General features: G+C 62.6%; 15 protein-coding genes. 5 read left to right on the plus strand and 10 right to left on the minus strand.

Translation table 11 applies throughout. The features are described from left to right. Nucleotides 1-23: 23 nt before the first annotated feature. The 8 genes from P9220_RS26860 to P9220_RS26895 form a co-directional block, all read right to left on the minus strand. Nucleotides 24-2,405 (minus strand): EAL domain-containing protein, encoded by a 2,382-nt coding sequence (locus tag P9220_RS26860; protein WP_309768886.1) that lies wholly within the window; start codon nt 2,403-2,405, stop codon nt 24-26. Nucleotides 2,406-2,560: 155 nt separating this feature from the next. Beyond that, nucleotides 2,561-3,007, minus strand: a complete 447-nt coding sequence (locus P9220_RS26865) for an SgcJ/EcaC family oxidoreductase (protein ID WP_309768887.1) — start codon at nt 3,005-3,007, stop codon at nt 2,561-2,563. Between the two features lie 203 nt (nt 3,008-3,210). Further along, entirely contained in the window at nt 3,211-3,933 is a 723-nt protein-coding gene (locus P9220_RS26870; protein WP_309768888.1) for a FadR/GntR family transcriptional regulator, read from the minus strand. 8 nt (nt 3,934-3,941) lie between these two features. Next, entirely contained in the window at nt 3,942-4,976 is a 1,035-nt protein-coding gene (gene yjfF, locus P9220_RS26875; RefSeq protein ID WP_309768889.1) for a galactofuranose ABC transporter, permease protein YjfF, read from the minus strand. Then, a complete protein-coding gene (locus tag P9220_RS26880) occupies nt 4,976-6,031 on the minus strand; it encodes an ABC transporter permease (RefSeq protein ID WP_309768890.1) in 1,056 nt (351 codons plus the stop codon). The genes yjfF and P9220_RS26880 overlap by 1 nt, the downstream gene beginning before the upstream one ends. Continuing rightward, the gene (locus P9220_RS26885) at nt 6,024-7,565 is read right to left on the minus strand and encodes a sugar ABC transporter ATP-binding protein (protein WP_309768891.1); all 1,542 of its coding nucleotides are present in this window, start codon (nt 7,563-7,565) and stop codon (nt 6,024-6,026) included. The genes P9220_RS26880 and P9220_RS26885 overlap by 8 nt, the downstream gene beginning before the upstream one ends. Nucleotides 7,566-7,571: 6 nt before the next feature. After that, entirely contained in the window at nt 7,572-8,531 is a 960-nt protein-coding gene (locus P9220_RS26890; protein WP_309768893.1) for an ABC transporter substrate-binding protein, read from the minus strand. A 329-nt stretch (nt 8,532-8,860) separates the two neighbouring features. Beyond that, a complete protein-coding gene (locus tag P9220_RS26895) occupies nt 8,861-10,360 on the minus strand; it encodes a tyrosinase family protein (protein WP_309768894.1) in 1,500 nt (499 codons plus the stop codon). 453 nt (nt 10,361-10,813) lie between these two features. Between P9220_RS26895 and P9220_RS26900 the strand changes: the two genes are divergently transcribed. Next, nucleotides 10,814-11,707, plus strand: coding sequence for an ATP-grasp fold amidoligase family protein (locus P9220_RS26900; RefSeq protein ID WP_309768896.1), 894 nt, complete (start codon nt 10,814-10,816; stop codon nt 11,705-11,707). Between the two features lie 10 nt (nt 11,708-11,717). Here the strand turns inward: P9220_RS26900 and P9220_RS26905 are convergent, their stop codons facing one another. Continuing rightward, nucleotides 11,718-12,359, minus strand: coding sequence for a CpsD/CapB family tyrosine-protein kinase (locus tag P9220_RS26905; RefSeq protein WP_309768946.1), 642 nt, complete (start codon nt 12,357-12,359; stop codon nt 11,718-11,720). A gap of 298 nt (nt 12,360-12,657) precedes the next feature. Between P9220_RS26905 and P9220_RS26910 the strand changes: the two genes are divergently transcribed. The 4 genes from P9220_RS26910 (at nt 12,658) to P9220_RS26925 (ending at nt 16,556) form a co-directional block, all read left to right on the plus strand. After that, complete coding sequence (locus P9220_RS26910; protein ID WP_309768897.1) at nt 12,658-13,260, plus strand: DUF1326 domain-containing protein; 603 nt, start codon at nt 12,658-12,660, stop codon at nt 13,258-13,260. Between the two features lie 22 nt (nt 13,261-13,282). Next, nucleotides 13,283-14,074, plus strand: a complete 792-nt coding sequence (locus P9220_RS26915) for a DUF2182 domain-containing protein (RefSeq protein ID WP_309768947.1) — start codon at nt 13,283-13,285, stop codon at nt 14,072-14,074. Between the two features lie 179 nt (nt 14,075-14,253). Beyond that, nucleotides 14,254-14,916, plus strand: a complete 663-nt coding sequence (locus P9220_RS26920) for a carbonic anhydrase (RefSeq protein ID WP_309768898.1) — start codon at nt 14,254-14,256, stop codon at nt 14,914-14,916. 80 nt (nt 14,917-14,996) lie between these two features. After that, nucleotides 14,997-16,556 (plus strand): SulP family inorganic anion transporter, encoded by a 1,560-nt coding sequence (locus P9220_RS26925; RefSeq protein ID WP_309768900.1) that lies wholly within the window; start codon nt 14,997-14,999, stop codon nt 16,554-16,556. 21 nt (nt 16,557-16,577) lie between these two features. Here P9220_RS26925 and P9220_RS26930 read toward each other — a convergent pair whose 3' ends face one another. Further along, nucleotides 16,578-17,084 (minus strand): hypothetical protein, encoded by a 507-nt coding sequence (locus P9220_RS26930; protein WP_309768901.1) that lies wholly within the window; start codon nt 17,082-17,084, stop codon nt 16,578-16,580. Nucleotides 17,085-17,140: the final 56 nt, after the last annotated feature.

Consider the following 17,140-nt stretch of genomic DNA (forward strand, 5'->3'; position numbering starts at 1 on the left):
GTGGCCCCGGCGCGATGCGGGGACTATGGCCGTTCGTTCGGCGAACCGATCTTGCATGTGCCGTCGATCGACAACCCCAGCACTTGTTCCGGTGCAACCGGCCGGCTCAACAGGAAGCCTTGCACGAGGTCGCACGCAGACTCGCGCAGCAACTCGAGCTGACCCGTCTGCTCCACGCCTTCGGCGGTGACGCTGACACCGAGCGTGCGCGCCATCTGGATAATCCCGCTCACGATGCTGCGCGTCGCGCGATCGTCCTGCAGCCGCGCGACGAACGACCGATCGATCTTCAGCGTGTCCGGCGAGAAATCCGCGAGATAACGCAGGCTCGAATAGCCGGTGCCGAAATCGTCGATCGCGATACGCACGCCCAGCGCCTTCAACGCGGACAACGTGCGCTGCGCGAGCGCGGGGTTCTCCATCAACGCGCTTTCGGTCAGCTCGACCTGCAGGCTCGACGCCGGCAACGCGTAGCGGCTCAGCGCATCGTTGACGACCTCGACGATCGCCGCATCGCGCAACTGTCGCGACGACACGTTCACGGACACGCCGAGCGAATGCGCGCCCGCGCCTCGCCAGAGCGCGAGCTGGCGCAGCGCTTCGTCCATCACCCATGCGCCGATCTCGTTGATGAAGCCCGTTTCTTCGAGGATCGGAATGAACACGCCCGGCGACACCAGCCCGCGCGTCGGATGCCGCCAGCGAATCAGCGCTTCGACGCTGCGCACTTCGAGCGTGCGCGGCTCGTGTATTGCCTGATAGTGCAGAAGGAACTCGCGTTTCGCGAGCGCGGCGGGCAAGTCGCGCTCCAGCTTGAAATCGACGATGCGCTCGGTCGACTCCTTGTCCGCGAACGAGAAGCCATTGCGGCCGGCCTTCTTCGCGGCATACATGGCGATGTCCGCGCTCGTCAGGAGCGTCTCGTGATCGGCGCCGTTCTCCGGATACACCGAGATGCCGATGGAGGCCGTGACGAACGCATCCGCGCGCGACGGTTCGGCGGATCGCGCGAGCGCGGCCAGAATATTCTTTGCGATGCCGGCCAGGCGTTGCTTGTCCGAAGCATCATCGATCAGGACCGCGAACTCATCGCCGCCGAGGCGGGCGAGAACGGCGTCGCGCGGCAACGCGGCCTGAATCAGTTCGCTCAGTGACTTGAGCAGACGGTCGGCGGCGGTGTGGCCGAGCGTATCGTTGAGCACCTTGAAGCGGTCGAGGTCGATGAACATCAGCGCAAACGCGGCGTTGCGCCGGCAACGCTCCTCGATCTGGAGCACGAGCGCGCCGCGGTTCGCGAGGCCGGTCAGCGAATCCGAGAAAGCCAGGCGGTCGAGTTCCGCGAGGCGTTCCTGTTCGACGGTGATGTCCTCGCTGATGCCGACGACGCGCACGACATTGCCGCTCGCATCGAGCACCGGATTGCCGGTGCTTTGAATCCAGCGGACGCCTCCGGCCGGATGTTGAATGCGGTATCGCGCGCGGCCGCCGGTCTTGAGTTGCGCGATGCGGTGCATCGCCGCCTGAAGCGTCGGCCGGTCCTCCGGCAACACGAGTTCGATCCATCCTTGCGGGCATTCGCGCATCGCTCGTGCGTCGATGCCGAAGACGGACTTGCAGCCCGCACTCACATGATGAAAGTAGCTGAAATCCGCGCTGTAAGAGTAGAAGCAGAGCCCGACATGCGCTTCCATTTCGGACATGAGCAGCTCTTTCGCGCGCAGGTCGGCGGCGAGTTCCGCTTCGTGCGTGATGTCGAGCGATGCGCAAAGGATCGCTCGCGTGCCGCCGCGGCCGTCGTCAATCGGGATCAGGCGCGATTGCCACGTCTTCGGCACGCCGGCCGTCGTCGGACACGATCCCACGAATGCGCTGCGCGAGCCGTTGAGCGCGGCGTCGAACGCGTTGCGGGCGGTATTCGCCTCATCGCCGGACCAGAAGCCGAGCCAGTTCGCGCCGGCGAGTTGTTCGGGCCTGCTCGCCTGCATCAGTTCGGCGCCATATTCGGAGATGCGCAACATGCGGCCGTCGGCGTCGAGCAGCTTCAGGCATTCGCGGTTGGCGTCGAGCAGGGCTTTGGCGAGCGCCGATGTCGCGTTCGCGCGCGCATGGTCACGTCGCGCGTGACGCAGCCCCGCCATGAGCACGAGCATGGCAGCGCCCGCGCCGATGCAGAAGGCCGCTTCCTCCGATACCGATGCCAGCGCGAACCAGGCCAGCGCCCACGCGCCCACGGCTGCGAGAAAAATCTGCGCGACGCTCGCGAGCGGCAGCGCCGCGGCGCTTCTCGTGCGCGTCGAGAGGAAGAACGACAGGAAACCCTGGTTACGGGCGGACGACGGGCTTCGCGGTGTATCGCCGCGAAAAGGGATGGCTGCCGAAGCTCCGGGACGAGTGGTTTGAGACATGTGCAGGCGATACCGACGTGCGGTGGACGAGCAGCCGCTCGGCCCGAAGTGGCCGAGAGAGGCTATAGCTGGTTTACGTCGCGAAGGCGCGATGCTTTAGGGTGATCGCGCGAAGGATCGGCGGCAGCGCCGATCCTTTTCCACACGGGGCCGCTTCACTGCGCCGCGTTCCACGTATGCGCGGTCGTGCGCCACTGTCCGTCGCTGCTCCTGGTCATCACCTTGAGCAGCACGCCCTGGTACTGCGTCTTCTTGCCGTCCTTATCGGCGACGGCGGTCCAGTTGGCGGTCTCGTACATGACGTTGCCGACGCGGCGCGCATGAACCACATCCGTCGTGTGGTGGCCGACGCCTGCCTTGAAATAGCCGTCGAACAGTTTTTCGATATCGGCGCGGCCCTTGACCGTCTTGCCATTTCCCGGCGATACCACCGCGTTCTCGTCATACAGCGAGGCGAGCTTTTTCGCGTCCCCGCTGTTGAACGTCTTGTCCCAGGCCGCGTTGGCCTTTTCCACTGTCGCGTCTTCCGCGGCATGCACGGAATACGGCGCGGCCACGAACAGCGCTGCGCAGGCGCTCAGGCACGCAATCGTCTTCTTCATCGCTTGTCTCCATGATTGTTTCGTCGTACGTAGAAGTACCGACAATGCGAGACGCTGCCGTAAGCGGCGTGCGGCGATGCCTGCAGTCTGTTGGCGCACGAAGTATAGAAAGCGCGCAACGGGGTAAGCAATTAAGGGAAGTTCGAGGCATGAACGTTCGCACGGCACGCACGGGACTTGCGCGTGCTGGCGATGCTGCGCGGCTACTCCTGATAGACCGCCGACAGCACGTTTTCCGCATCCGCCTGCGCGTTGTCCAGTTGCACGAGGCTCGCATGACGCGCGCCGAGCGGATCGCGATTGATGATCGCGGTGAGGATGGCCTTGTGACGGGGCAGCGAGAGCGCGTGCGTGTCCGGATGCCGGCTCGTCAGCTTGATCGACTCCGACAGCGCGAGCGACAGCATATGCCCGATGTACGTCAGCATGTCGTTGTGCGTCGCCGACATGATCGCGCGATGAAAGTCGAGGTCGGGTGCGAGCAGCGCTTCGGGCGTGTCGGCATGTGACATGCGCTCGAAGGCATCGCGAATGCGCGCGAGGTCGTCGTCCGTTGCGTTCGATGCCGCGAGCGCCGCCGCAGCCGGCTCGATGATTCTCCGCACGACCAGCAGCGAGCGGAAGAACGCGCCTTCGTTCACGCTGTTCATGGTCCAGAAGAGCACATCGGGATCGAGCATGTGCCATTCGTCGCGCGGCCGCACGATGCTGCCGAGGCGCGGCTTCGACAGCACGAGTCCCTTCGCGACCAGCACGCGCGTCGCTTCGCGCAGCACGGGACGGCTCACGCCATAGGCCTCGCACAGCTTGGCTTCCGCGGGCAACCGCTCGCCCGGTGCGAGCCTGCCGCTCACGATTTCGATGCCGAGCTCCTGCACGATGCGCGCGTGCATGCTCTTGCGGGGCAAGGGATGGCGATAGTCCATGCCGTTCCTCAGCGCGGGGCCGCGCGATGACCGAACGCGCGCTGCGAGAGGCAGAACACGAGCAGCAGCGCGCCTACCGCGATCTTCGTCCACCAGGAACTGAGCGAGCCGTCGAACGAGATCAGCGTCTGAATGATGCCGAGCAACAGCACGCCGAAGAGCGTGCCGATCACATAGCCGACACCGCCCGTCAACAGCGTGCCGCCGATGACGACGGAGGCGATTGCATCGAGTTCGAGCCCCATCGCGTGCAGGCCGTATCCCGACAGCATGTAGAACGTGAACAGCACGCCGCCGAGCGCCGAGCAGAAACCCGATAACGCATACGCGCCGATGGTCGCGCCGTGCACCGGCAGGCCCATCAGCAGCGCGGAGTGCGGATTGCCGCCGACCGCATAGATGGAGCGGCCGAACGGCGTGTAATGCGCGACGAACACGGCGATGGCGAGGACCACGAGCGCAATGACCGCCCCGATGGACAGCGATGCATCGCTCGTCACCGGTATGCGGATCTGCGATACGGCCGCATACCACGGATGCGTGATGCTGATCGAATCGATGCTGATCAGATAGCACAGCCCGCGTGCGAGGAACATGCCGGCGAGCGTCACGATGAACGGCTGCAGCCTGAAGCGCGCGATCAGCCAGCCCATGAACGTGCCGAATGCGGTGCCCATCGCGAGGACAAGCGGAATGACCACGAGCGGATGCCAGCCCGCCTTCTCGACGAGCGCAGCGGAGACCATCGTGGTCAGCGCGATGACCGATCCCACGGACAGGTCGATGCCGCCCGACAGAATCACGAAGGTCTGTCCGACGGCGACGACGATCAGGAACGCGTTGTCGATCAGCAGATTGAGAAAGACCTGCGGCGAGAGAAAGCCCGTGTACATCGTCGAGCCGAGCACCGAGACGGCGATGAACAGGGCGATCGTCGCGGCGAGCGGCAAATAGCGGTTCTGCGCGCAATTGCGTCGCGGCGTGCCGCTGCCGTGATTCGGCGCGATCGGCACACTCGGCGGCTTTGGCAAGCGCGAATTCATTAGTGAACCTCACGATCGGAAGTGGCGGGGCGGCGCGCGAACTTCGCGACGGCGGCGCGGAATTCGCCAGATTGCAGCATCATCACCGCGAACACGACGACCGCCTTCACGACGAGATTCACTTCGGGCGGCACGCCCAGCGAGTAGATGAGATACGTGAGCGTCTGGATGATGAGCGCCCCGATCACGCTGCCCGCCAGCGTGAAACGTCCGCCCGTGAGCGCCGTGCCGCCGAGCGTGACGGCGAGGATCGCATCGAGTTCGAGCAGCAGGCCGGCGTTGTTGCCATCGGCGCTCTTCACGTTGGAACTGATGAGTATGCCCGCGACGCCCGCACAGAGGCCGCTGAACGCGTAGGCGCCGAGCGTGAGCCGCCGCGCCTGCACGCCTGCGACGCGCGCGGCAGTCGGATTGATGCCGACGGCCTGAAGAAACAGCCCGAGCGCCGTGCGCGTGATGGCGAGATAGAGCAGCACGAACACGAGCGCGACGATCAGGATCGACACTGGCAGGCCGAGAAAATATCCGCCGCCGAAGAAGAAATACGGGGAATAGTAGATCGTGATGATCTGACCGCTCGTGATGAGCTGCGCGATGCCGCGTCCCGCAACCATGAGGATCAATGTCGCGATGATCGGCTGCATGCCCGCGCGCGCCACGAGCAGGCCGTTCCACACGCCGCACAGCAACGCGACGCCGAGCGCCGCCAGCAGCACGACGGGCAATGGAAAGCGCGTGACGTTGCCCGCAATCGAGCCGCCGATGGCCCACGCGGCCACCGCACCGGCAATGGCGACGATCGCGCCCACGGAAATGTCGATGCCGCGCGTCGCGATCACGATCGTCATGCCGAGCGACACGACCGCGAGCGGCGCCGCGCGATTGAGAATGTCGATGAGACTGCCGTACAAATGGCCGTCGCGCCATTCGATATGCAGAAAGCCGGGGTTGAACGCCGCGTTCAGCGCAAGCAGCAGCGCAAGCGTGACAACGGGCCAGCCGAGCCGATGTTCGAGCGCCGAGCGTAGCGCGTTGGGTCGCACGGACTCATCCATGTTCCGCTCCGATCATTTCGCATACGGTGTCCTCGCTCGTGCCTGCCGGCAGTTCGCCGACCTTGCGCCGGTCGCGCAGCACGACGATTCGATTGGCAATCCGAACGACCTCCGATATCTCCGACGAGATGAAAAGCACCGCCATTCCGGTCGATGCGAGCCGCAGGATCTCGTCCATGATTTCCTGTTTCGCCGCGACGTCGATGCCGCGCGTGGGTTCGTCGAGGATCAACAGGCGCGGTTCGGTCGCGAGCCATCGGGCAATGAGCGCCTTCTGCTGATTGCCGCCCGACAGAAGGCCGATCGGCATGTCGAGCGTCGCGGCCTTGATGCCGAGCGCGCGCACGAAGCGTTCGGCAAGCGCATTCTGCTCCGCGCGCGAGAGGCAGCGCCGCGCGCCGAGCCGCGCCTGCAGCGCGAGTGCGATGTTCTCGCGCAGCGACAGCTCCGCGACGATGCCATCGGCCTTGCGCTCTTCCGGGCAGAACGCGAGACCGTGCCGGATCGCGTGGGCGGGCGTCGTGAATTCGACCGGGACGCCGTCGATGCGCAGTTCGCCCTGGTCGGGCTTTTCCAGGCCGAACAACAGTCTCGCAAGCTCCGTGCGTCCGGAGCCGAGCAGGCCCGCCACACCGACGACCTCACCCGCGCGCACGCGCAGGTCGAGCGGCTGCAATTGCCCGGTCTGCCCGAGGCGCGATGCATCGAGAAGGACATCGTCGGTGGATGCGGTATCGGCTTCTTCGGGCGGCGCTTGCCGCGCTTGTGCGGCGGCCAGTTCGCGGCCGAGCATCGCGGCGATCAGCGCTTGCGTGTTCAGTTCGCTCGCAGGCCATGCGCCGACGAGGCGGCTGTTGCGCAACACGGTGATGCGGTCCGAGATCGCATAGACCTGGTTCAGAAAGTGCGTGACGAAGAGAATCGCGATGCCTTGTGCGCGCAAGCGGCGCAGCACGTCGAAGAGAAGGCGCACTTCGTCTTCGTCGAGACTCGACGTCGGTTCGTCTAGGATCAGCACTTTCGATGACAGCTTCAACGCACGCGCGATCGCCACCATCTGCTGGACCGCGACGGAGTAGCTCGTGAGCAGGCGCGTCACATCGATATCGAGGCCGATGCGCGCGAGCAACTCGCGAGCCTCCCGATTCGTCGCGTCCCAATCGATGCGATACGCGTGCAACGCGCCGCGTCGCGGAAACGATCCGCTGAAAATGTTCTCGGCGACGGACAGGTTAGGGCAGAGATTCACTTCCTGATAGACCGTGCTGATGCCGAGCCGCTGCGCCTCCTGCGGCGAACCGGGGCGAATGGCGCGGCCATCGAGCAGGATCTCGCCCGCGTCGAGACTGACGACGCCGGTGAGCACCTTGATGAGCGTCGACTTGCCCGCGCCGTTCTGTCCCATGAGCGCGTGAACCTCGCCCGGATACAGGGTTAGATTCACGCCCGCCAAGGCGTGCACGCCGGCGAAGCGCTTGTCGATGCCGCGCAGTTCGAGTACGGGCGCGGCGTCCGTCGGCCTTGGCGATGTCATCGTCGCTCAGTACTTGCGGTTGGGGAATTCCTTCGCCGCGACTTCCATCGGGAAGATGCCTTCCTGAGTCACGATGCGCTTCTGCACGGGCTTGCCTGCCTTGATGTCCTTCACCACCGCCATCAATTGCGGCCCCAGCAGCGGACTGCATTCGACGGACACGTTCAGCTTGCCGGCCATCATCGCTTCGAACGCGCCCTTCACGCCATCGACGGAAATGATGATGATGTCCTTGCCCGGCTTCATGCCGGCTTCTTCGATCGCCTGAATGGCGCCGATGGCCATGTCGTCGTTGTGCGCGTAGAGCACGTTGATTTTCTTGCCGTCGGCCTTGAGGAATGCCTCCATGACCTCCTTGCCTTTCGCGCGCGTGAAGTCGCCGGTCTGCGAGCGAATGATCTTGTACTTCGGGTCCGCCTTGATGATTTCCTCGAAACCCTTCTTGCGATCGATGGCGGGCGCGGAGCCGACCGTGCCTTGCAGCTCGACGATATTCACCGGCCCCGCGTTGTCCTTCATCTTGTCGACGAGCCAGCGGCCCGCCTTGCGACCTTCCTCGGTGAAGTCCGAGCCGATGAACGTCACATAGAGCGATTCGTCCTTGCTGCTGATTGCGCGATCGGTCAGCACGACGGGAATCTTCGCGTTCTTCGCTTCGATGAGCACGGTGTCCCATCCCGTCTCGACAACCGGCGAAAACGCGATGACGTCCACGCGCTGCGCAATGTACGAGCGGATCGCCTTGATCTGGTTCTCCTGCTTCTGCTGCGCGTCGGAGAACTTCAGGTCGATGCCCGCGTCCTTCGCGCTCGACTTGATCGACTGAGTATTCGCGGTGCGCCATTCGCTCTCGGCCCCGACCTGCGCGAAGCCGAGCACGATAGGTTTCTGCGCGAAGCTCAGGGCCGGCAGCATTCCGCTCAACGAGGCAGCGGCCATCGCGGCCAATACGGTGCGGCGTCTCATCGGTGTTTCCTCCATTCGTACGCTGTCGATTTTTTTGGTCTTCGAATGCTCGTGGAATGCACGTCTGAATCTCGGATTCTCGATCTCGTAGCCGCTTGCGTGACCTTTGTTCTCGCTATGTGGGTTGCTCGATCCACGACGGCGCGGCGATGAGATAGATAGACTATATGAATGTCTTCAAGCGGTTTTTATTGATGTAAACCCGCTCAGTGGTGGACATAGTCTGACGATCTGTGTGATTGCTCGCCAACCATGCAGACGAAAAAAACCCGCCGGGATTCGGCGGGTTTCTTGCACGACGAGTCCGGCGCGAAGCCGGACCCGCTGAATCAGTAAGTTCCGGCCGGCGGGCGCTGGCTGGTCGAAATGATGTACGGCGCTTCAGTACTGAGTTCGACGCGAAGCTCTCCCACGGACAGCACATCGCCCTTGGGTGCGGCGCTGCCGTTCACGCGAACGAACGACACCGCATACTCACGGCCGTTGCCCGACCCGATCTTCAGCAGCGCCGTGGTTGCCGGAAACTCCAGCGTCACCATGCCGTGATGCGCCGCACCTGCGATTTCGAACGCACCGACCGTTCCGAGGAAATGCTTGGAACGCACTTCATCGATATCGACGCCTTCGGGCAGGTTCAGATAGACGTTGTAGAAGTAACCGCCGGCCGCGCCTGCGGTCGTCAGCATCACATCGTCCAGCACGATCTTGACGGACTTGTACTGGCTCGACTTGCCGGGCGCGAGCGATGCCGCATTGGACGCGCCGCGCGCTGCCGCTTCGAAGCCTTCGGCAGTCGCCGACAGAAGATCCTGCAGCGGCTTAGCCGAATTCGCTTCGCCGATCACGCGCGCACTCACCGACTGTTCGCGGAGCACGAGTCCCTTCACGCCGCCGATCGACCGGCGTCCGTTTGCAATGTTACGGGCCGCCGTTGCAGCGAACGTCGCGATCGGCGGACGGGCGCGAATCTGTGCAACCTGCGCCTGCACGCGGATGATGCGGCCGGTTTGCGCCGACGGCGGCATCGTCGTGGGACGGGTCGTATCAGCATAGTCGTAACCGAGCCGCGAGCGGTTCGAGTACGTCTGTTCCTTGTTGATGGTCAGGCCCGGCGCATACGTGAACGTGCCGGCCCAGTACGGATCGGTCGGCGGCGGCATGGTGCGGCCATCGGGCAGCGCCCATGCATGCCAGAGGCGGTCGACGTTCGCGTGATGCAGATAGAAGATCGGATCGCGCGGGGACTGCATCGTCGCCATCGCATTACCGATGATGTTGTGCACGGGGTTGTGCGGCGCGCTTTCAAACTTCTCCTCGAAAGAGTTCGCGGTGCCGCGCTGAAAATTCACGACCGAGTACGAGAACGGCGACAGGTCCAGCGCGTTATAGACGTTCGTGTTCAGACGCGGACAGTACAGCGGGTTGCCGCTTGCATTGTCGGTGAATTCGCTCGGGATATGCGGGTTCTTGAACCAGTCCCAATACGGCAGGGTGAACGACGCATCGCCGGTGATGCGCTTCATCTGCTGCTCGAGATAGTACAGATAGCCGCGGTGCCACGCGAGGAAATAGGGTGCGCGGTGCGGGCAATAATTCGCATGCACATTCGTCCAGTATTGCCACGAGTTCGGATCGTTGGCATTGGTATTGGCCATCATGGAGCGCACGCAGTTCAGAAACGACGCGTAGTGCGGGGTTTGCTTGTACTGCTGCCACTCCACGCGGACTACGTTGGTCGCCGCAACTGCCATATAGGGAAACGCAGCCCATGAAAGCGTCGATGCAGCGCCGCCGAGGAAGGCTCGTCGGGTAATTTTTAGGCGGCTCAAGATATTCTCCGGTACATAGTACGACGAATTAAGCGGGTCACGATCAATCCATGCGAAGCCGGCGATCCGGTAAGTGACCGCTTCTTCGATGCTCGTGCTGGGTGACGAACGGGAGACCGTGGCGACGAACAACGTGTGCCTTTACAGTCAGGCCATCGAGAAAGGAACGCGTGCCTTGCAGTCGATATGCGTCGTGGGTTGTCAGAAAGGAATGTACGCCGATCAGTCGTCCTTTTATCGTGCGCTTCCGCACGTAAATATCCGACTAATGTCGTTTATACATGTGTTGTCGCACAGTGACTACAGCGGCGCTTCCGATTGCAGCTAATCGCGTGCCACGAGCAGATCGAATGCATTAGTAATTCACTGAAATCCGCTCGTCATTTGATAATTGTCTGCGGAATAAGCGATGGAAATAACGCAGTCGGAGCGGCGCAGTTCAGGAGAACGATGATGTCGATCGGCAAAGGCCTTGTGAAAGCAGTACTGGATTGTCTTCCGGACCGCGTATTCTTGAGCATAGCGCACAGACGCAAGGTCGGCAGATTTCCAAACATCAGCCATCCGAGAACGTTCAATGAAAAGATACTTCATCGCTGTCTTTATCCCGATGCACGTTTCGTCGATCTGACCGACAAGCTGACCGTGCGCGACTACGTGCGTCGCAAGGTCGGCGAGCAATATCTGATACCGCTGATCGCGACGCCGCCCGCATTCACGCGTGAAGTGTTCGATGCATTGCCGCGCGCCTTCGTGATGAAAGCGAATCACGGCAGCGGTTTCGTCGAAGTCGTGCGCGACAAGTCGAAGACATCGTTCGACGAATTGCAGCGCCTTGCGCAACGCTGGCTTGCAACGGACTTCTATCGCGTGGCGCGCGAACGTCACTATCGGACTATCAAGCCTCGCATCTATTTCGAGCAATTGCTGATCGAGTCCAACGAAGACATTCCGGCCGACATCAAGATTCATTGCTTTTTCAGCGACGGTCAGGCGAGGCCGACCATTTATATCGCGGTGATTTCGGATCGTTTCGGCGAGCATCCGCGTGGCGACATGTACGACGGAGAGTGGAATCGTCTGGATGTCGCCATCGGGCACTATCCGCGCAGTCCGCAGCCCGCGCCGCGTCCTGCAAATCTCGATGCGCTGTTATCGGTTGCCACGTCGCTTGCGGAAGGCTTCGAGTATGTGCGCGTCGATCTTTACGCGCCGAGCGACAAGATTTATTTCGGCGAATTGACTTTTACGCCGGGCGCGGGCGTCTTTCCGATGGACCCGGAGCATCTCGACTATGAATGGGGCCGCTTGATGAACCGGCCCTTCATGCAAGGCGCGCGCGCATAGAGGGCTCGATTCAGCATGCGGCGAACACGCGGCGTCGCCGCGCCACCATGTCGCCAGCGCGGCGGGGCGCCGTGTTGAACACGACGCCGGCCACGTTGGCGCCGCTTCGCTGAAGCACGCTGACCGCGTCATCGATCTCTTCTTCGCTGCGCGGGCCAGGGCGCGCGACGACGATCGTCGAGCCGCCAAGCGCGGCTACGGTGCTCGCATCGTCGAACGCGAGTATTGCAGGCGTATCGATGATGATGAGGTCGTAAGCGGGCGACAGCTCTCGCAGCAGTTCCTGCAAGCGCCCGTTCGCGAGCAGTTCGGAGGGATCGGCGAGCGTGCCGCCTGCGGTCATCACATGGAGGCCCGGGACATCGACGGGACGAACCGCGGCCGTCGCGTCCGTTCTGCCGGCAAGCCAATGCGCCAGTCCCGCGCCGGGGGGCAATCCGAACAACGATGCGACGCGACCGTGGCGCAAGTCCGCATCGATCAGCAACACGCGCTTGCCGGCTCGCGCGTTGACGCCTGCGAGATTGGCTGCGATGAACGTCTTGCCGACGCCTGCGGTCGGCCCCGTGACAACGAGCACGTTGGACCCACTGCGATCCGCCACGAGCGCCGAGCGTTGTCTTCTTCCAAAGCGAGAGTGTTCGATCTGCATGATCACGAAGCGCTCCTCGGTGGATGGTGTCGATGCAATTCGCGAAACGCACGATCGGACGCTTTCGCGCCGCTGCGGCCTTCGCGGAAATCAGCGTAGTACGCCGAATTGCATATGGACAAGCGCCGTCGAAATGCGTTCGTGACTTTCGCTTTTCATCCGCTGCCCGAGCGCCTAAAACAGGAACAGGGCCGACTTCCTGCCATTGAGTCGGCGCGGGCGGACGTCGCTCGAACGCGAATTAATCGATTAGGAAAACGACGCCCGAACGTTCGATCATCGACGGATGAGGGCGGAAATGAGCTATCAACTGGAAGGCAGCATTCTCGAAGTATGCGAATGCAAGGTGCTGTGTCCTTGCTGGATCGGAGAAGATCCCGACAACGGCACGTGCCGTAGCGCGCTGGCTTATCACTATGAAAAAGGCGTGATCGACGGCGTCGACGTGTCGGGCGTCACGGTCGCATTCGCCGCGTTCATTCCGGGCAACGTGCTCGAAGGGAACTGGCGCGTTGCAATGTTCGTCGATGACAGGGCGACCGATGCGCAATTCGATGCGCTCCTGAGCGTGCATCGCGGAGAACGCGGCGGGCCGCTCGCTGAACTCGTGAAACTCATTGGCGAAGTCGTCGCGGTCGAACGCGCGCCTATCGAATTCACCGTGCAGGACGGCAAGGGCAGGCTGACCGTCGGAAAGACGATCGATGCCGAAATGGAGCCTTATCGCGGCCCCACAGGCGAACCGACAAAACTCGTCGAAAGCATCTTCTCGACGATACCCGGCTCGCCTGCCTACGTCGCCAAAGCGAACGTGTTCCGCCTGAAGGACGAAAAGCTCGGCATCGACCTTTCGCTAACAGGGCATAACGCCATTCAAGGCTCGTTCAGCTTCGCGTCATAGCGTCGGACGAAGCGTGGCCCGGATGCATAACGACGCGCGCACACGGCTGTTCGCACCGATCTTCGCTGCATTGGTGGCGAGCGCATGGGTCGTCCTCTGGGCATGGGGCGCGGGACCCTATGCACGCTATGTGCGCCACGCGAGCTGGTCTGACTTGCCGGGTGTGGCGGCGTTATGCCAATCCATTCCGGGTGCGAATCTGCTGTTCGACGCATTGCTGCATAGCGCAGCGTGGTTGTTGATGATCGCCGCAATGATGCTGCCCACTATCTTTCCCCTGCTAACGAGCTTTAGACGGCTCACGGCGGCTCGTTCGGACAGACGTGCGCTATTCGCTTTGCTCGTGTCGGGTTACGCGAGCGCATGGGCGTTGTTCGGCCTGGTCGCGCACGGTTTGGATGCGGCCCTGCATCGGCTTGCGGAAAGCGCGCCGGTGATAACGCTGTATGCGTGGCTCCTCGGCGCGGGTGTCGTCGGGCTGGCGGGTGCTTATCAATTCACGCGCATCAAGTATCGATGCCTCGAGAAGTGCCGCTCGCCGCTCATGTTCGTGATGGAGCATTGGACGGGCCGCAATGCCGGCCGCAACAGCTTCGCGCTGGGCGTGAGTCATGGTGCGTTTTGCGTCGGCTGTTGCTGGACGCTGATGCTGCTGATGTTCGCGGTCGGCACGGGAAGCATCGGGTGGATGCTCGCCTTAGGCGCGGCGATGGCGGCTGAAAAAAACCTGCCGCAGGGACGAATCATCGGCCGCACGCTTGGCGTCGCGTTGATCGGGTGGGCCGCGTGGATGATCGCGCCGCACATGCTTTGACGCACCGAAACAAGGCAATCGTGCACGCTTTTGGTTCGATTGGAGAGCTCTAAAGAAAACTTCCAAGGCGGGATTCTTTTTCTTTAGACATTTGTGAACTTTTCATGCGAAAGTATTTCGTAAGCATTGGCGCGCCGACAAGCCGAGGCGCGTTGCCAATCTTTGATGAGAGACAACGCATGAATAGACCCAAACGGATGCTCCTCGAAAATATTGCGTGGGCTCGCGAGGCCGCGCATGCGGACCCGCAGTTCTTTCCGAGACTCGCGCAAGGGCAAAGCCCCAAAGTGCTATGGATCGGCTGCTCCGACAGCCGCGTTCCGGCGGAAACCGTCACGAACGCGAATCCTGGCGATCTCTTCGTCCACCGAAATATTGCCAACCTGTTTTCGCCGACCGATGACAACACGATGAGCGTACTGGAGTACGCGGTGCGCGTGCTGAAGGTCGATCACGTGATCGTGTGCGGGCACTATGGATGCGGCGGCGTGCGCGCCTCGCTGCTGCCGCTGTCGAATGAATTGCCGCACGTGAACCGGCGCATTGCGCCGTTATGTGCGCTGGGTGAGCGTCATCGAAAGGAACTGGACGCGTTTTCCGAACTCGATGCGCGCGCCAATCGTCTCGCCGAACTGAACGTGCTGGAGCAAGTGCGCCTGTTGCGCGAGTCGCCGGTCGTTTCCGGCCGGGACACGCCGCCGCTCGTGCACGGCTGGATCTTCGGGCTGCATGACGGCCGCATCAACGTGCTGTCCTCAGGCTATGAGGACGAAGCGACGCCCGATACGCGCCTCACCGTGCAAGCCGGCATCTGCGAAGCGGTCGAATCACCCGGCCGATAACCGACTCACCTTCTTTGGCTTTTTCCTGCATGCGACGTGGTTCGGATCATGTTGCAGGCATCACCTCGCCTCAAGAAACCATGAACTCAATAAAACGCCTGACTCATTTTCCGCGCGATATTTTCGCGGGCACGGTCGTCTTTCTCGTCGCCATGCCACTGTGTCTCGGCATCGCCAATGCATCCGGCGTCGATGCCTTCGCGGGCCTCTTGTCCGGCATCATCGGCGGTCTCGTCGTCGCGTTGCTGAGCGGTTCGCACCTGAGCGTCAGTGGCCCTGCGGCCGGGCTCATCGTGATCGTCGTCGATGGCATCGCGGGGCTCGGCAGCTTCTCCTCGTTCCTGCTCGCGGTGCTATTGTCGGGCGCGATTCAGTTCGGTTTCGGCATGCTCAAAGCAGGGCGCTTCGCGGCCTACGTGCCGTCCTCGGTCATCAAGGGAATGCTTGCCGCAATCGGCCTCTTGCTCGTCATTAAACAGATACCGCTTGCCGCAGGCTTCGCGAACGTCGGCGCGCAAGGCGAGAGCGGTGCGGGCATGATCGATACCTCGTTCGGCGCGATGTCCATCGCCGCGTGCTTCGTCGCGCTCGTCTCTCTCGCGATGCTCGCTGCGTGGGAAACGCGCGCGCTGCGCCGCTTCGCACTCGTGCGCGCGGTGCCGGCTCCGCTTGCCGTCGTTGCGTTCGGCATCGGCGTGACGTTGCTGCTCGACGTCATTGCGCCGGGGTTTGCGCCGCCCGCGCAGCATCGCGTCGCATTGCCTTCGATGCAAACGTTTGCCTCTTTCACCGATGCGCTCTCGTTGCCCGATCTCTCTCAGTTCGTCAATCCCGACGTGTGGCGGCTCGCATTGACGCTTGCCATCGTCGCCAGCCTAGAGACGTTGTTGTGCCTCGAAGCCGTGGAGCAGATCGATCCGAAGAAGCGCGCGGCGCAGCCGGATCGCGAGCTGAAGGCGCAAGGCATCGGCAACATGATGGCGGGCGCAATTGGCGCGCTGCCGATCACGTCGGTGATCGTGCGAAGTTCGGCCAACGTTCATGCGGGCGCGCAAAGCCGCTGGTCGTCGTTCATTCATGGCGTGCTGCTGCTGGCGAGTGTTTTCGCGCTGACGAGCATCATCAATCTGATCCCGCTCGCGTGTCTCGCTGCGATCCTGATCTTCACGGGACTCAAGCTCGCGAAGCCGTCGCTGTTCGCGGCGGTCGCGAAGCAGGGTATCGAGCGCTTCGCGCCGTTCATCGTGACCATCGCGGGCGTGTTGCTGACGGATCTGCTGATGGGCATTCTGCTGGGCATCGCGTGCAGCCTCGCGCTTGCCGTGCGTGCGAATCTGAGAAGGCCGATCACCGTCGCGCAGCATGATGACCACTACCTGTTGTCCTTCCGCAAGGACGTCTCGTTCCTCGGCAAGGTGTCGCTCCGGCAGCATCTGCACGCGATTCCCGACGGGGCAACCGTCATCTTCGATGCCTCGCGCGCAGATTACATCGACCCCGACGTGCGCGAAATCATCGAGCAGTTCATGGCCGATGCGCCCGCGCGGCGCATGCATGTGGAATGCCGCCAGATGCCGCGTGCGGGCGCGGAACCGGTGAAAAGCGGCTGGTTCGGACTGACGCGGCAGCGGGGGAGTTGAGGCCGCGCTATTCGAAAGGCTTCACGGAATCCGATAGCTGCCCGTCTTCTTGCCGATGTAGTTATACGTGCCCTTGTCGGAGGGCAGGGCGACTACTTGCTCCCAGTCGAACTGCCCTTGTATGCCCTTGTATTTTCCGGTGCCGGAGCTGAGCGTTCCCTTTCCTTTCGGCGAGCCTCCCTGGTACGTGTAAGTTTCGATGAACTTGTCGCCGTCCTTGTCCGAGTAGACACAATATCCCGTTGCCGAGCCGGCGCTAAAGCCCGCCTCGACGCAACGCGCGGTGACGTTCTGCATCAGCGGGGACTTGTTGTTGTTCGTCATCAGCAGCGTGGATTCGAAGAGGAAGACGGCGTCATCGCCGCTGACGGTGAGGTTGCGCACATCCGCGCCGGACGCGGTGTAAGTCGCCTCGATCGTGCCTTGCTTCGGAACCGACTGACACCACGCGAGCGATGTCCACATTGCTGCGGCGACGCCCGCCATGCTGAAAGTCAGAAATCTGCCTGAAGGGCTGGTGCTCCACATGATCAACCTCCACCTTTTTATCTCCGATATGCGGGTGAATCGAACAGGTGTGCGGC

It is taken from the genome of Caballeronia sp. LZ016, assembly GCF_031450805.1.
Lineage (GTDB): Bacteria > Pseudomonadota > Gammaproteobacteria > Burkholderiales > Burkholderiaceae > Caballeronia.

Bases quoted from the DNA above. Each gene is read 5' to 3' on its own strand.
- P9220_RS26860 (WP_309768886.1), bottom strand. From the start codon at position 2,405: ATGTCTCAAACCACTCGTCCCGGAGCTTCGGCAGCCATCCCTTTTCGC.
- P9220_RS26865 (WP_309768887.1), bottom strand. From the start codon at position 3,007: ATGAAGAAGACGATTGCGTGCCTGAGCGCCTGCGCAGCGCTGTTCGTG.
- P9220_RS26870 (WP_309768888.1), bottom strand. From the start codon at position 3,933: ATGGACTATCGCCATCCCTTGCCCCGCAAGAGCATGCACGCGCGCATC.
- yjfF (WP_309768889.1), bottom strand. From the start codon at position 4,976: ATGAATTCGCGCTTGCCAAAGCCGCCGAGTGTGCCGATCGCGCCGAAT.
- P9220_RS26880 (WP_309768890.1), bottom strand. From the start codon at position 6,031: ATGGATGAGTCCGTGCGACCCAACGCGCTACGCTCGGCGCTCGAACAT.
- P9220_RS26885 (WP_309768891.1), bottom strand. From the start codon at position 7,565: ATGACATCGCCAAGGCCGACGGACGCCGCGCCCGTACTCGAACTGCGC.
- P9220_RS26890 (WP_309768893.1), bottom strand. From the start codon at position 8,531: ATGAGACGCCGCACCGTATTGGCCGCGATGGCCGCTGCCTCGTTGAGC.
- P9220_RS26900 (WP_309768896.1), top strand. From the start codon at position 10,814: ATGTCGATCGGCAAAGGCCTTGTGAAAGCAGTACTGGATTGTCTTCCG.
- P9220_RS26905 (WP_309768946.1), bottom strand. From the start codon at position 12,359: ATGCAGATCGAACACTCTCGCTTTGGAAGAAGACAACGCTCGGCGCTC.
- P9220_RS26910 (WP_309768897.1), top strand. From the start codon at position 12,658: ATGAGCTATCAACTGGAAGGCAGCATTCTCGAAGTATGCGAATGCAAG.
- P9220_RS26915 (WP_309768947.1), top strand. From the start codon at position 13,283: ATGCATAACGACGCGCGCACACGGCTGTTCGCACCGATCTTCGCTGCA.
- P9220_RS26920 (WP_309768898.1), top strand. From the start codon at position 14,254: ATGAATAGACCCAAACGGATGCTCCTCGAAAATATTGCGTGGGCTCGC.
- P9220_RS26925 (WP_309768900.1), top strand. From the start codon at position 14,997: ATGAACTCAATAAAACGCCTGACTCATTTTCCGCGCGATATTTTCGCG.
- P9220_RS26930 (WP_309768901.1), bottom strand. From the start codon at position 17,084: ATGTGGAGCACCAGCCCTTCAGGCAGATTTCTGACTTTCAGCATGGCG.